General features: G+C 69.2%; 14 protein-coding genes and 1 pseudogene. 4 read left to right on the top strand and 11 right to left on the bottom strand.

The genetic code is table 11. The features are described 5' to 3' along the window. Positions 1–35 precede the first annotated feature (35 nt). Together QP939_RS29560 and QP939_RS29555 are read right to left on the bottom strand one after the other, a co-directional pair. Positions 36–788 (bottom strand): SDR family NAD(P)-dependent oxidoreductase, encoded by a 753-nt coding sequence (locus QP939_RS29560; protein WP_285449463.1) that lies wholly within the window; start codon positions 786–788, stop codon positions 36–38. A gap of 110 nt (positions 789–898) precedes the next feature. Further along, on the bottom strand, positions 899–1405 hold the full coding sequence (locus QP939_RS29555; RefSeq protein WP_285449462.1) for an integrase core domain-containing protein: 507 nt from the start codon (positions 1403–1405) through the stop codon (positions 899–901). A gap of 215 nt (positions 1406–1620) precedes the next feature. On the opposite strand from QP939_RS29555, the gene QP939_RS29550 reads away from it, so the two are divergent. Continuing rightward, positions 1621–2840, top strand: a protein-coding gene (locus QP939_RS29550; protein WP_434219583.1) for an IS3 family transposase whose coding sequence is annotated in 2 segments (ribosomal slippage) — positions 1621–1903 and positions 1903–2840 — 1221 coding nt in all. Because the reading frame shifts where the segments join, the coding sequence is not laid out codon by codon here. Between the two features lie 24 nt (positions 2841–2864). Here the strand turns inward: QP939_RS29550 and QP939_RS29545 are convergent. The 3 genes from QP939_RS29545 to QP939_RS29535 all read right to left on the bottom strand — a co-directional run bounded on the left by QP939_RS29545 (position 2865) and on the right by QP939_RS29535 (position 5023). Further along, positions 2865–3365, bottom strand: coding sequence for a helix-turn-helix domain-containing protein (locus tag QP939_RS29545; RefSeq protein WP_285449460.1), 501 nt, complete (start codon positions 3363–3365; stop codon positions 2865–2867). A 177-nt stretch (positions 3366–3542) separates the two neighbouring features. Next, on the bottom strand, positions 3543–3668 hold the full coding sequence (locus QP939_RS29540) for an MFS transporter small subunit (RefSeq protein ID WP_285449459.1): 126 nt from the start codon (positions 3666–3668) through the stop codon (positions 3543–3545). After that, positions 3668–5023, bottom strand: coding sequence for an L-lactate MFS transporter (locus QP939_RS29535; RefSeq protein ID WP_285449458.1), 1356 nt, complete (start codon positions 5021–5023; stop codon positions 3668–3670). Before QP939_RS29535 ends, QP939_RS29540 begins: the two co-directional genes overlap by 1 nt. 102 nt (positions 5024–5125) lie before the next feature. Between QP939_RS29535 and fdhD the strand changes: the two are divergent. Further along, positions 5126–5951: pseudogene (fdhD, locus tag QP939_RS29530) on the top strand (formate dehydrogenase accessory sulfurtransferase FdhD). Here fdhD and QP939_RS29525 read toward each other — a convergent pair. After that, positions 5948–7387, bottom strand: coding sequence for a carotenoid oxygenase family protein (locus tag QP939_RS29525; protein ID WP_285449457.1), 1440 nt, complete (start codon positions 7385–7387; stop codon positions 5948–5950). The pseudogene fdhD and the gene QP939_RS29525 overlap by 4 nt on opposite strands. Positions 7388–7459: 72 nt before the next feature. Between QP939_RS29525 and QP939_RS29520 the strand changes: the two genes are divergently transcribed. After that, positions 7460–8167, top strand: a complete 708-nt coding sequence (locus QP939_RS29520) for a TetR/AcrR family transcriptional regulator (protein WP_285449456.1) — start codon at positions 7460–7462, stop codon at positions 8165–8167. Positions 8168–8245: 78 nt separating this feature from the next. Then, the gene (locus QP939_RS29515; protein WP_285449455.1) at positions 8246–9199 is read left to right on the top strand and encodes an alpha/beta hydrolase; all 954 of its coding nucleotides are present in this window, start codon (positions 8246–8248) and stop codon (positions 9197–9199) included. A gap of 64 nt (positions 9200–9263) precedes the next feature. Here the strand turns inward: QP939_RS29515 and QP939_RS29510 are convergent, their stop codons facing one another. The 5 genes from QP939_RS29510 to QP939_RS29490 form a co-directional block, all read right to left on the bottom strand. Continuing rightward, entirely contained in the window at positions 9264–10184 is a 921-nt protein-coding gene (locus QP939_RS29510) for an anti-sigma factor RsbA family regulatory protein (RefSeq protein WP_285449454.1), read from the bottom strand. A gap of 53 nt (positions 10185–10237) precedes the next feature. Beyond that, a complete protein-coding gene (locus QP939_RS29505; RefSeq protein WP_285449453.1) occupies positions 10238–10651 on the bottom strand; it encodes a hypothetical protein in 414 nt (137 codons plus the stop codon). A 50-nt stretch (positions 10652–10701) separates the two neighbouring features. Further along, positions 10702–11997, bottom strand: a complete 1296-nt coding sequence (clpX, locus tag QP939_RS29500; RefSeq protein WP_285449452.1) for an ATP-dependent Clp protease ATP-binding subunit ClpX — start codon at positions 11995–11997, stop codon at positions 10702–10704. A gap of 230 nt (positions 11998–12227) precedes the next feature. Further along, entirely contained in the window at positions 12228–12881 is a 654-nt protein-coding gene (locus tag QP939_RS29495; protein WP_285449451.1) for an ATP-dependent Clp protease proteolytic subunit, read from the bottom strand. Between the two features lie 25 nt (positions 12882–12906). After that, the gene (locus tag QP939_RS29490; protein ID WP_285449450.1) at positions 12907–13512 is read right to left on the bottom strand and encodes a ClpP family protease; all 606 of its coding nucleotides are present in this window, start codon (positions 13510–13512) and stop codon (positions 12907–12909) included. Positions 13513–13563 lie beyond the last annotated feature (51 nt).

The raw sequence follows: 13563 nt of genomic DNA, 5'->3' as shown, positions 1-13563 counted from the left end.
ATCCCGGCCCGGGCCTGCTGCACGGGTGAGGCAGGTCACATCCGCAGGTGCGAGGCGCCGTTGAGGTCGAGGATCGCGCCGGCGGCCCAGGTCGCCTCGGCGGAGGCCAGGTAGACGACGGCCGCGGCGACCTCTTCGGGCGTGCCGACCCGGCCGAACGGGCTCTGCGCGCGCAGGGCGTCGTCGATCCGGTCGGCGACCCGCTCGGTGGCGGTGAAGCCGGGCGCGACGGAGGTCACGGAGATCCCGTGCGGCGCGAGTGAAACGGCAAGCGACTGGCCGAGCGCGTGCAGGGCGGCCTTGCTGGCCCCGTAGGCGGGGTGGTCGGGCTCGCCCCGGAAGGCCCCGCGCGACCCGATGTTGACGATCCGGCCGGGCGCACCGCGGGCGATGAGGTGCCGGGCGACGCAGTAGCTGACGTTCGCGGCGCCGACGAGGTTGACGTCGAGCGTGCGGCGCCAGATCCGTTGCCAGTCCGCATAGGACACTTCGGCGACGGGGTGCGCGGTCTCGGGCGAGGTCGCGACGGCGGCGTTGTTGACCAGCACGTCGACGCCGTCCAGCGCGGTCTCGGCGGTGTCGGCGATGCGTTGCGCCGCTTCGGGATCGGCGAGGTCACCGCCGACGAGGACGTGTCCTTCGCCGGGGAGGGCGGCGAGGGTTACCTCGGCGTCGGCGGCGCGGTGTCCGTAGTGGACGGCCACGCGATCGCCTTGCGCGGCGAACGCCTCGGCCACGGCGCGCCCGATGCCCCGGGACGCGCCGGTGACGAGCACACCACGAGACACGGCACACCTCCGAAGTCGGTTACGCGCACCATGATCCCAGGCCCGGTCGTGAGTGTTTAGGGCGGTTAGAACCGCCTGTCATGTTTCAGGACTTCGTGAACAGATGTGTTTCAGGACTTCGCAGACAGTTTGGGGTTGGTGAGGCGTTGGTAGCGTACCGATCGGTCTAGGGTGAGCTGGCGGGCGACCGTGTCGTTGATCATGACTGTGACGCGGTCGCCTTGCCAGTAGATGGTGGCGGTGTGACCGGCCCAGGTGCGTCCCAGGACGATGGAGCAGCCGGAGAAGGCGATCACGCCGGTGGCTGAGACAGGTCGGGTGGTGACGCCGCTGGGCCGGCGAGGGCCGGTGGCGGGGGTGGCTTTCGGTCGGGCGTCGTAGCGCTGCTGTGGGGTGAGGCCGTTGAGGCTTTGGTGGCGGCGGTTGTTGTAGATCGTGCGGTATTCGTCGAGAAGCCGTTGCAGGGTTGCGAGGTTGTCGGCGGGTGGTCGGGCGGCGAGCCATTTCTGCAGGGTCTGGTGGCTGCGTTCGTCCTTGCCGCAGGTTTGCGGGTGGTGCGGGGTGGAGGCGATGGTGGTGACGCCGAGCTGGGCGAGGTGGCGTTCGAGTTCGACCATCCGGCCGCGGTGTTTGCCGGAGAAGGCCAGCCCGTTGTCGGAGAGGAGTTTGACGGGCAGGCCGTAGCCGGCGAAGGCGTGTTGCAGCGCGGCCCAGGCGTTGGTGGTGTTCTCGCTGTCCGCGGCGTAGGTGCCGACGTCGAGGCGGGAGTGGTCGTCGAGGTGGACCGCCCCGGGTTGGTTGGAGGCTCTGATACCTGGAAAGGTGAGGAGCTATGGCACCACCGAGGAAATACTCGTCTGAGCTGCGGGAACGTGCGGTCCGGATGGTCTTTGAGCTACGTGAGCAGGGCGAGCGGACGGGTGTGATCGCTCGGGTCGCTGACCAGCTTGGTGTGCATCGGGAGGCGTTGCGGACCTGGGTGCGGCAGGCCGAGGTCGATGGTGGGAAGCGGCCCGGTACGTCGACAAGTGATATCCAGCGGATCGCTGAGCTGGAGCGGGAGAATCGTGAACTGCGACGGGCGAACGAGATCCTGAAGGCCGCGTCGGCGTTTTTCGCCCGGGAACTCGACCCGAAACCGCCGCGCTAGTCGAGTTCATCGATACCCACCGGGATCAGTTCGGTGTCGAGCCGATCTGTGCCGTGCTGGAGGTGTCGCCGTCGACGTATTGGGCGGCGAAGAAACGGGAGTCGGCCCCGTCTGCTCGCGCGGTCCGGGACGAATGGCTGAAGAAGGAGATTCTGCGGGTGTGGCATGGGCCGGGGCGTGGCCTGTACGGGGCACGGAAGGTATGGCGCCAGCTCGGTCGGGACGGTGTCGAGGTGGCGCGGTGCACGGTCGAGCGGCTGATGCGCGAGCTGGGTATCAGCGGGGTGACTGCGCCCCGTAAGCGGCCACGGACCACCATCCCGGCTGCGGACAGGCCAGGTGACCTGCTTGAACGTGACTTCACCGCGGACGCGCCGGACCAGCGGTGGGTCGCCGACATCACCTACGTCGCCACCGCGGCCGGCTGGGCGTACACCGCGTTCGTCCAGGACCTGTACTCCCGGCGGATCCTCGGCTGGCAGGTCGCCGATCACCTGGGTGCCGACCTCGCGCTCGACGCTCTGGAGATGGCAATCTGGGCACGTGGAGGCAGTTCCGGAGGCGGTATTGACGGTCTTGTTCACCATTCCGATAGAGGCGTTCAATATACCTCCATTCGCTACGCCGAGCGGCTTGATCAGATCGGCGCGGCGCGTTCGGTGGGCAGCACAGGAGATTCCTATGACAATGCCGCAGCCGAATCGCTCAACAGTCTCTACAAGAAGGAGCTCATCGACTACCGAGGCGACTGGGAGAACACCACGGACGTGACGCTGGCCACCATGGAATGGGTTGCCTGGTACAACAGGGAACGGCTACATTCTTTCTGCGGGAACACCCCTCCGGCTGAGTACGAGGAGACGTTCCGCGCCACGGCCACTGAGTCTGGCGCAGTGGTCTAGAACCAACTCAACCGGCCTCCAACATCACCGGGGCGGTCCAAGGAGCTGGATGATGCAGACCTTGGTGCCGTCGGCGAGGTAGTGTTCCATGCCGTCGATCTGCCAGCAGCCGTTGGGGTCGGCGTATTCGAACCGGCGCCGGGTGCGGGGTTTCTTGCGGGGTTGCGGGACGATCTGGCCGTGTTCGCGCAGGATCCGGTAGACCGCCGACTGCGATGGCACCCGGTCGTGGCCCTGGGCTTCCAGCCGCCAGCGGATCGAGATCGGCCCGTTGTCGAGCCCTTCGTCGGCGAGTTCTTTGCGGGCCCGCAGCACCGCCTCCGCCACCGTCGGCCCGAGCGCGGCCGGGTGGTGGTGCGGGGCGGTGCTGCGGCGGGTGAACCCTTCGGCGCCTTCGGCGCGGAACCGGTTCAGGTACTTGTGGAACACCGTGCGGGACACGCCGTGCTCGCGGCAGAACCGTGCGATGTTGATTTTCTCACCCGACGCAGCCTGCGCGACCGCGGCGACGAACTCAGGATCCATCGAAAACCCTGCTCTGCCCATCGCCGCATGATCACCACACAACTACTGGTCACCACACTGACAGGCCGGTCAGTGTCCACGATGTCCTGAAACATCACCTGTTCACGATGTCCTGAACTGGGACAGGCGGTTAGAACCGCCCTAAACACTCACGACCGGCGGGGCGACTGGCGGACGTCAGCCGAAGAGCTGCACCAGCTTGAGGAACAGCTGGTACACGCCGTAGCCGAACGGGAGCACCACCCACGCCCAGGCCAGCACCATCAGCGGCACGCGGTTCGGCTCGGTCGACGGCTCGCTCATCACGCCTCACTCCTCGCGGCCGTGCCCGCCACCGCGGGCTCGTGGTACTTCTCCTTGACCGGGCGCACCAGCTCGTTGGCCACGAAGCCGACCACCAGCAGGCCGATCATGATGTAGAACGACAGCTCGTACAGCGCCGGGCCGGACTTGCCCGCCGCCTTCTGGCTGTCCGCGATGCGGTTGACGATCAGCGGGCCGAGCACGCCCGCCACCGACCACGCCGTCAGCAGCCTGCCGTGGATCGCGCCCACCTGGTAGGTGCCGAAGAGGTCCTTCAGGTACGCCGGGACCGTCGCGAACCCGCCGCCGTAGAACGACAGGATCACCATCGCGCACAGGATGAACACGAGCTTCGACGAGTTCTCCGTCAGCGCGATCACCAGGTACAGCACCGCGCCGACGCCGAGGTAGGTGCGGTAGATGTTCTTGCGCCCCACCAGGTCCGAAGTGGACGACCAGACGAACCGGCCGAGCATGTTGCACAGCGACAGCAGCGCGACGAAGCCCGCCGCCGCGGCCGTGCCGACCGGAGTGGACGTGCTCTTGAAGAAGTCCACGATCATCGGGGACGCCTTCTCCAGGATCCCGATGCCCGCGGTGACGTTGAAGCACAGCACCACCCACAGGCACCAGAACTGCGGCGTCTTGATCGCGTTGGCGGCCGAGACGTTCGCCGTGCTGATCATCGCCTTGCCGTGGTCGGTCTTCGGCACCCAGCCCGCCGGCTTCCAGTCGTCGGCCGGCACCCGGACGAGCAGCCAGCCCATCGACATGAACACCGCGTAGACGACGCCGTGGACCAGGAACGCCGTCGCGATGGTGCCCGTGGTCGGCGAGCTGCCGAGCATCGACGACGACCACGGCGAGGCGATCAGCGCGCCGCCGCCGAAGCCCATGATCGCGATGCCGGTGGCCATGCCCGGCCGGTCCGGGAACCACTTGATCAGCGTCGACACCGGCGAGATGTAGCCGATGCCGAGGCCGACGCCGCCGAGCCCGCCGTAGCCCACCACGACCAGCCAGAACTGCCCGGTCGCGACGCCCAGCGCGGAGATCAGGAACCCGCCGCTGAAGCAGCACATCGACACGAACATCGCCCAGCGCGGGCCGTTGCGCTCGACGAGCGTGCCGCCGAAGGCCGCGGACAGCCCGAGCATGACGATGCCGAGCTGGAACGGCAGCGAGCTCTGCGTGCCGTTCAGGTCCATCGTCTTCTCGAGCGGGGTCTTGAACACGCTCCACGCGTAGGCCTGCCCGATCGACAGGTGTACCGAAAGGGCCGCCGGCGGCACCAGCCAGCGCGTCCAGCCTGGTGGTGCCACGATCCGGGATCGGTCCAGGAAGCCGAGAGCCATCGGATCCCTCCGTACTCTGGGGATGATGGAGGGAATGTATTACTAAATACCCGACGTTGCACCATCCGGGTGTCAAACTTGAGGGCTGAGAAAGGTGTCCCGATGGGCAGGGTGACCGTGCGCAGGCCGGTCCGGCGGATCTCCGCGACCGGCGACCGGCGCCGTCCCGACGCGCTGGCGGCCGAAGAACCCCTCGAGCTGCGGGTGGGCGGCAAGGCACTGGCCGTCACCATGCGCACGCCGGGGCACGACGTCGAGCTTCGCCCACGGCTTCCTGCTGTCCGAAGGAGTGATCGGCGGCCGCGAGGACATCGCCGTCGCCCGCTACTGCGACGGCGTCGACGACCAGGGCCGCAACACCTACAACGTGCTGGACATCGCGCTGGCCGAGGGCGTCGCCCCGCCGGACACCGGCGTCGAGCGCAACTTCTACACGACTTCGTCGTGCGGGGTCTGCGGCAAGGCCGCGCTGGACGCGGTCAAGCTCCGCACCCGCTTCTCCCCCGCCGAAGCCGCGTTCGCGGTGAAGAGCGAGACGCTGGCCGGGCTGCCCGACGCCCTGCGCGCCCGGCAGAAGGTGTTCGCCAGCACCGGCGGCCTGCACGCGGCGGCGCTGTTCACCCCGGACGGCGAACTCGACGTCGTCCGCGAAGACGTCGGGCGGCACAACGCGGTCGACAAGGTCCTCGGCTGGGCCGTCCTCGAAGGCCGGGTGCCCGCGCCCGGCCACGGACTGCTGGTGTCCGGGCGCGCGTCGTTCGAGCTGGTGCAGAAGGCCGCGATGGCCGGGATCGGGCTGCTGGCCGCGGTGTCCGCGCCGTCGTCGCTGGCGGTCGAGCTGGCCGAGGAGAACGGCATGACGCTCGTCGGCTTCCTGCGCGGCGACTCGATGAACCTCTACACCGGCGACCACCGCATCCTGACCTAGCCCGCGGCGACCCAGTTGCCGTGGAAGCCGTTCGGCACGCGGTCCGGCAGGTGGATCGCGGCCACGGTCTCCAGCGTCCCGGCGTCCAGGATCGTCAGGTCGCTGCGCTGGGTCGCCGGGTCGAAGACGAAGCCCATCAGGACGCCGTCATCCTCGGCCGCGTCTTCGTGGCACGGGACGAAGACGAACTCGCCGGGCTGGCGGCCCGCGCCGAACGCGCGCTCTTCGCGTGAGCCCGTCTGGAAGTCGTGCTTGAGCAGGGAGCCGCCGGGGTTCGCGCCGCCGTCGGCCGACATCGCGTAGCCGTAGCGGTGGTGGCGGCCGACGAGCCGCTCGTCGACGCGCGGGAACTCCTGGCCGCGGTCGTCGAGGCGCTCCTCCAGCACCTTGCCCGCCGTCAGGTCGACGGTCCAGCGGTCCAGCGTCGGGCCACCCTCGTCCGGGCCGTGCAGCTCGCGGTCGAACATCTTCGGGTGGCGGACGACGTCGAGCACCACGCTGTCGCCGTCGTCGTAGGCGTTGAGCGGGTGGAAGACGTAGCACGGCTCGACCTCGAACCACCGGACGTCACCGCTGCCGCCCTCGCGCGGCATGACCCCGATCCGCGCCGGGTACTTCGGGTCCCAGCGGTAGGGCAGGCCGCCGTTGGCGCCGATCTTGCGGGCCATCATCGCCGTCACCGGGTCCGGCACGCGCACCTTGCCGACCATCGCCGAGACGACCAGTTTCGCGGGCGTCCGCAGCGCGCTCGGCACGCTCGCGGCGACCGCCATCTCGGCGTTGAACGTCACCGGCAGGTCGTAGAACACGACGTGCCGCTCGGTCAGGGAGAAGTCGTGCATCATCGGCGAACCGGTGACCTCGACGTCGACCGTGCGGCGGGCGTGGCCCTCGACGTCGATCACCGAGTACTGGACCTTGTTGCCCATGCCGAAGAAGTACGAGACGGCGTGCAGCTCGCCGGTGCGCGGGTCGCGCTTGGGGTGGGCGGTGTAGCCGCCGGGGAGCGTGCCGTCGAAGTCGCAGCGGCCGACGGTGTCGAGCTCGTCGGTCAGCTCGTAGATCGGCGCGCCCGCCTCGACCAGGGCGAGGGTCTTGCCGGCGTGACCGATGACGTTGGTGTTGGCGCCGAGCGCGTCCAGCCCGCAGAAGCGGCTCGCGTCCTCGCCATTCAGCATCGCCGCGACGGCCGGGTTGCGCACCCAGCGGTTGCGGTACCACTCGGCCTTGCCGTCGCGCAGGCGCACGCCGTGGACCATGCCGTCGCCCATGAACCAGTGGTAGGCGGCCGGGTCCACTTCGGACAGCGGGTTGGGACCGTTGCGCAGGTAGCGCCCGTCCAGGAAGTCCGGGATGCGGCCGGTGACCGCCAGGTCGGTGATCGTGTGCTCCCGGCTCACCGGGGCGAAGTTTCCTTCGAGGAACTTGTTGCCCATGCCGACCCCTTCGATCTTGCCATAACGCGGTTATGAAACTAGTTATAACAGGGTTATGGGATACTGGCAAGCATGAGCCCGAAGCCCCGCGCGACCGACGTCAAGGAGCGCCTCGTCGAAGCCGCCATCCGGCTGCTCGACGACGGCGGCCCCGAAGCCCTGCAGGCCCGCAAGCTGGCCGCCGAGGTCGGCGTCTCGACGATGGCCGTGTACACGCACTTCGGCGGCATGGCCGCGCTGGTCGACGAGGTGGCGCGCGCGGGGTTCCTGCGGCTCTCGGAGTGGCTGGCCGGGGTCGCGGAGACCGACGACCCGGTGGCCGACATCTTCAGCCTGGCCCGCACCTACCGGCAGGCCGTCGCCGAGCAGCCGCAGCTGTTCGCCGTCGCGTTCGGCCAGTCCGCGCCCGGCGGCAAGCGGGCGACCCTCTCGGACCTCACCACCGAGGAAGGCCGCGAAGCCGCGAGAGAGGGCCTGGAGGCGTTCGAATACATCGTCCGGGCGACCGAGCGCGCCATCGACGCCGGCCGGTTCCGGCCCGCCGACAAGTACCAGGCCGCCGCCCAGCTGTGGAGCGCGCTGCACGGGTTCGTCACGCTCGAGGCGTCCGGTCACTTCGGGCCCGGTGAGCAGGGCGTCGACCACATCTTGATACCCCTCGGCATCACCCTCGCGGTGGGTCTCGGGGACACTGTGGACAAGGCCCGCAGCTCGACGGAGGCCGCGAAAGCGGCTTGGCGAGCGCGGACCGGAAACGCCGGGCAAGGTGGGAACGACTAACCCGGCGTAACGGGGCGCGAGGGGAACGCGGAGCGGGTGCGCGGCGTCCTAGGAGCAGCAGGCGGGGGACGGAGACAGGTGAACGAGGAAAACGGGGACGCGGAGCCGTCCGGGGCGGTCGTGGAGGCCGTCCACGGCGCCCGGCGGTGGCTGAGCCGCCGTTCGGTGCTGATCGCGGGCGCGTCCGGGCTGGCCGTGACGGGCCTGGCCGTCGGCACCGCGACCGGCAAGCTGCCCTTCAGCCAGGCGCTGCAGCGCACGCTCGGCGTCACGTCGTCCAACCCGACGACCCAGCTGGGCAGCACCCGCGTCGAGCGCGTCTACTCCGCCGCCCGCGGCCGCATGGTCGACCTGGTGTTCATCCTGCCGTCGAAGACCCCGACGAAGGGGCTCCCGATGTCGCTGATGCTGCACGGCTTGCACGGCAACGCCCGCAGCGCGGCCCCGACCGGCACGCTCAAGCAGCTGGCCAGCGACGTCGCCCGCAAGGCCGTCCCGGCGTTCGGCTTCGTGGCGGTCGACGGCGGCGACAACTACTGGCACGAGGTCCACCCGGGCGACGACCCGATGGCGATGCTGCTGGAGGAGGTCCCGCAGTGGCTGCGGGCCCGCGGCTTCGCCGGCGACACGGGATTGCCGTTCGCCTGCACGGGGGTGTCGATGGGCGGGTTCGGCGCGCTGGTGTACACGCGCCGCCGGGTGGAGCGGCGCCAGCCGCCGTCGGCGGTCGCGACGCTGGCCCCGGCGCTGATCACGTCGTGGCCGGAGATGGCCAAGCGGCACATCTTCACCGGCATCCAGGACTGGACGGCCCTGGACCCGCTGCGCCACATCGACGAGACGAAGAGCGTGGCGAACGGCATCTGGTGCGGCACGGAGGACTCGTTCATCACGGGCGTCCGCCGCTACATCGACGCGGCCCACCCGGCGGTGGCGCACACGGCGCACGGCAAGCACGGCGACCCGTTCAACCGGACGGTGGTGCCGAGCGTGATCAGCTTCCTCGGCAAGCACGTACCCCGCAAGGACTGACCGCGCCTGCTCGCTCGTGAGTGTTCAGGGCGGTTCTAACCGCCCTGAACACTCACGAGCCGGGTCAGCGGGTGAAGTGCACCCGGGTCGTCGTGCGGCCCGGGACCCAGTACGTCCGGACCAGGTCGGCCAGGCGGTTCACCAGCAGCAGCCCGCGGCCGCCCAGCGTCGTCGCCGACGGGGGGACCCGGCCCGCCAGGGGCTCCGCGATCGTGCCCGCGTCCGTCACCTCGGCGACCACCTGCGTCGCCTCCGCCCACAGCCGCAGGACGCCCGTTCCGCCGCCGTAGAGGACGCTGTTCGTCGTCAGCTCGGCGATCGCCAGCGCGAAGTCGTCCCGGCGGGGGCGGCGCAGGCCGTGACGGGCCGCCCAGATCTCCGCGAAGCCACGCAACGACGCCAGCTGCCCGATGTCGTACGTGCGCTCCACCGCCCCGGCCGGCGGGTCGAGCGGCCGCTGGAAGTCCGCGCGGACGCCGTCCGGGTCGAAGCGCGGGCTGATGAACGGGCCCGCCAGGCCCCACAGCTCGGGGTGCGTGCGCTCGGCGTCGGCCAGCACCGACGGCGGCAGCGCCCCCACGTCGTATGGGCAGAGCACCGCCAGGTCGCGGCCCGCGAACGCGTTGTTGATCAGGGCTTCGTGCTCCACGCACGCCGGGTATTCGACGTCGGAGCGGCCGGCCCAGATCGGCTCCCCCACGATCCGCACCGGGCCGGGGTGCTCGCCGGCGAAGGCGAGCAGGACCGACGGCAGGATGGCGCCGGGGTTGCGGCCCGCGCGGGTCATGTCGATCAGCCGGACCTCGGTCGCCCGGTCCTCCAGTGCCTTCTCGATGAGCAGCAGGTTCCGCCCGGGAACGGCCACCGCCGCGGGCTCACCGCGGTCGAGACCTTCGAGCAGGAACGGAATGACACCATCGAGGTACTCAGTGTCACCGCGATAGAAAAGGGCCGGATGCCGGAAGGGTCTGAGGGCATCTACCACGGCACAGTCATACCCAGCCCGCGACGACCGCAAACCCTACGGACGGCGGTACTTCACTCCACCCAACGGCCGACCACGGAGATCAGCCAGAACCCGACCGTGGTCGCCAGTGCGAACAGCAGCACCCAGTTGAACAGCTGACGCCGGTCCGACACCCCGCGGGCCTGCCACAACCCGTACCCGCCGAGGAGGAACAACGGGATCGGGAGCAGCGGGAGCGGCGAGAGCCGGGCCACCACGGCGACGACGCACGTGCCGGTAAACACGGCCAGCACGCCCATCAGCGCGCGGTTCAGCCACGGATAGCGGTCGAACACGGACGCGATCACGCGTTCGCTCAGCTCGCGGAACCCGAGGACCGGCCCCGCCGGCGCGTCCTCGACGGGCGCCGGGGCCGGTGGCGGCGGCGCCTGCACGCCACCACCGGGAGCCACGCCCCCGGAACCCGGGAAAGAGTCAGCAGTCATTCAGCTTTCCTGTCGGGTCTCCGGGCCGGCCGGCCCGGAGACGCCCGGCCTCAGGCCGACTTCTCGCCGCGCTCGCTGCGCGCGCGCCGCGTCGGCTGCCGGGCGACGATCGTCGGGTTCACGTTCTCCCGGACGGTCTGCTCGGTGATCACGACCTTCGCCACGTCGTCGCGGCTCGGGATGTCGTACATGACCGGCTGCAGCACCTCTTCCATGATGGCGCGCAGCCCGCGGGCGCCCGTGCCCCGCAGGACCGCCTGGTCGGCGATGGCCTCGAGCGCGGTCTTGGTGAACTCGAGCTCGACGTTGTCCATCTCGAAGAGCTTCTTGTACTGCTTCACCAGGGCGTTGCGCGGCTGCGTGAGGATGCTGACCAGCGATTCCTTGTCCAGGTGGCTGACCGTCGCCACGACCGGGAGCCGGCCGATGAACTCCGGGATCAGCCCGAACTTGATCAGGTCCTCGGGCATGGTGTCGGAGAAGACGTCGCTCTCCTCGATCTCGGACTTCGTGCGGATCTCCGCACCGAAGCCGAGGCCGCGCTTGCCGACCCGCTCGTTGATGATCTTCTCCAGCCCGGCGAAGGCGCCGGCCACGATGAACAGCACGTTCGTCGTGTCGATCTGGATGAACTCCTGGTGCGGGTGCTTGCGGCCGCCCTGCGGCGGGACCGACGCGGTGGTGCCCTCGAGGATCTTCAGCAGCGCCTGCTGCACGCCTTCGCCCGAGACGTCCCGGGTGATCGACGGGTTTTCGCTCTTCCGGGCGATCTTGTCGACCTCGTCGATGTAGATGATCCCGGTCTCGGCCCGCTTGACGTCGTAGTCCGCCGCCTGGATGAGCTTGAGCAGGATGTTCTCGACGTCCTCGCCGACGTACCCGGCCTCGGTCAGCGCCGTGGCGTCCGCGATCGCGAACGGCACGTTCAGCAGCTTCGCCAGCGTCTGCGCGAGGTAGGTCTTGCCGCACCCGGTGGGGCCGAGCATCAGGATGTTCGACTTGGCGAGCTCGACCGACTCCTCCTTGGAGTCCTTCGGCCCGGCCTTGTCGTCCGCCTGGATCCGCTTGTAGTGGTTGTAGACCGCTACCGCGAGAGTCCGCTTGGCGTCCTCCTGGCCGATGATGTACTGCTCGAGGAACTCGTGGATGTCGGCGGGCTTGGGCAGCTCGTCGAGCTTGACGTCGCCGGCCTCGGCCAGCTCCTCCTCGATGATCTCATTGCAGAGGTCGATGCACTCATCGCAGATGTAGACCCCGGGGCCGGCAATGAGCTTCTTCACCTGCTTCTGGCTCTTCCCGCAGAAAGAACACTTCAGCAGGTCTCCGCCGTCACCGATCCGTGCCATGGCCGTTGACCTCGTCCCCTCCGGCGCGGTTGTCCACGCCTGACGTGTGTTGCGACGGTGCGACCCGGCGGTCACGGACGACCGAGCGGAGCCTCACGCATTGCCACTGACGGTACCCGTCCGATGCCGTGAGCGGGAACACCCACAGGCGCCGGGAGCACGTCAGAGGACGACCCTAAACCAGGATGCCGGTGTGTGTCGTCTTCTCGACACACACCGGCCTGGCGGATCTACAGAGCCGACGCCTTCCGGTACGGCAGCACCTCGTCGATGATGCCGTACTGCTTGGCCTCCTCGGCGGTCAGGATCTTGTCCCGCTCGATGTCGGCCTTGATCTGGTCGGGGTCCTTGTTCGTGTGCTTGGCCAGGATGACCTCCATCTGGCGCCGCACCCGCTGGATCTCGTTCGCCTGGATCTCCAGGTCGGAGACCTGGCCGTAGGTGCCCTCGGTGGCCGGCTGGTGGATCAGCACGCGCGAGTTGGGCAGCGCGTAGCGCTTGCCCGGCGTGCCGGCCGACAGCAGCACGGCGGCGGCCGAGGCGGCCTGGCCGAGGCAGTACGTCTGGATGTCCGGGCGGACGAACTGCATGGTGTCGTAGATCGCCATCAGCGAGGTGAACGAGCCACCCGGCGAGTTGATGTAGACCAGGATGTCGCGGTCCGGGTCCTCGTGCTCGAGGTGCAGCAGCTGGGCCATCACGTCGTTGGCCGACGCGTCGTCCACCTGCACGCCGAGGAAGATGACCCGCTCTTCGTAGAGCTTGTTGTACGGGTTCGACTCCTTGACGCCGTAGCTGGTCCGCTCCACGTACGACGGCAGGATGTACCGCGACTGGGGGATGCTCGGGGCCTGGAAGTCACCCGGGAGCCTGAAGTTGCTCATCGAAAGTCTCCTTGGTGCTTCGCGCTCAGCGGGAGCCCGCGCGGGCGATGTCGGCGGTGAGGACGTGGTCCACGAACCCGTAGTCCTTCGCCTCCTGCGCGGTGAACCAGCGGTCGCGGTCGCCGTCCTTGATGATCTGCTCGACCGTCTGGCCGGTCTGGTCCGCGGTGATCCGCGCCAGCTCCTGCTTCCACTTGTTGAACAGGTCGGCCTGGATCGCGATGTCCGACGCGGTACCGCCGACGCCGGCCGACGGCTGGTGCATCAGGATCCGCGCGTGGGGCAGCGCGTAGCGCTTGCCCGGCGTGCCCGAGGAGAGCAGGAACTGCCCCATCGAGGCCGCCATGCCCATCGCGTAGGTCGCGACGTCCGGGCGGATCAGCTGCATCGTGTCGTAGATGGCGAACCCGGCGGTGACCGAACCGCCCGGCGAGTTGATGTAGAAGCGGATGTCGGACTCGGCGTCGTCCGCGTCGAGCAGCAACAGCTGCGCGGTGATCCGGTTGGCGACCTCGTCGTTGACCTCGGAACCGAGGACGACGATGCGCTCCTGGAGCAACCGCTCGAACACCGAGTCGGTGAGGTTGAGCCCTGCGGTGCCGGTCCGCGCCTCGGGCGTGTGCTGCGTCACGTCTGCCTGCCTTTTCGCCGGCGGCGGCCCGGTGCTGACGGCCGCCGCTGT

The organism is Amycolatopsis nalaikhensis (assembly GCF_030264295.1).
GTDB classification, from domain to species: Bacteria; Actinomycetota; Actinomycetes; order Mycobacteriales; family Pseudonocardiaceae; genus Amycolatopsis; species Amycolatopsis nalaikhensis.
Note: the sequence above shows the minus strand (reverse complement) of the source record. Positions and strands in the feature narration are given on the sequence as shown.